Origin of the sequence: Sphingobium limneticum (genome assembly GCF_008710155.1) — a bacterium.
GTDB lineage: Bacteria > Pseudomonadota > Alphaproteobacteria > Sphingomonadales > Sphingomonadaceae > Sphingobium > Sphingobium limneticum.
This window is the reverse complement of the sequence record NZ_VYPZ01000109.1, coordinates 1-501: the sequence shown is the minus strand read 5'-3', so window position 1 is coordinate 501 and position 501 is coordinate 1. Positions and strand designations below refer to the sequence as shown.

The following is a 501-nucleotide window of genomic DNA, read 5'->3' as shown; positions in this document are numbered from 1 at the left end:
CCGCCGTCCTGCCTGCGTTCACCCGCGTCGATGCCGCCGCGTTCTTCAAGCTCACCCCCCACATCGAGGCGCAAATCAACGTCGAGAACCTCCTCGACAGCAATTATTTCTCGTCCGCCTACAACGACAACAACGTCATGCCCGGTGCGCCGACCACCGCGCGAGCGACGATTAGGGTGAACTTCTAAACTTTTACGCTCAGGGGGACGGAGCAGTGCTGGCGCGACGTACACATTCATCCAACACACGCCCGCTGCGGATGATCAAAACCCGGTTTCGACCGAGGTGTCGCAGGATGCATGAAGAAAGAGCATGGCGTCGCTTGCACGACGTACTGCGGCATTGTCGCCCAAATAAAAGTCGATTCCTTTATAAGAGCCCGATTCAAAAGTTTCTCAGGCGTAGCAATACCTTGCGGTTCTGCGGATGAGCATGCGGATAGAAGCGATCATAGCCCAGGCGGTTGAAGAGGCGATGGTCGCTTCCCAGTCCTTTGCGAGG

General features: G+C 56.9%; 1 protein-coding gene and 1 pseudogene. One reads left to right on the top strand and one right to left on the bottom strand.

Annotation, left to right across the window (positions count from 1 at the left end; translation table 11 throughout):
- Positions 1-188 (top strand): TonB-dependent receptor (locus tag F4U94_RS24235; RefSeq protein WP_150412362.1); only part of this gene is annotated, 188 nt, incomplete at its 5' end.
- Between the two features lie 207 nt (positions 189-395).
- Here F4U94_RS24235 and F4U94_RS24230 read toward each other — a convergent pair.
- Positions 396-501, bottom strand: a pseudogene (locus F4U94_RS24230) (IS5/IS1182 family transposase); the annotation flags it as partial.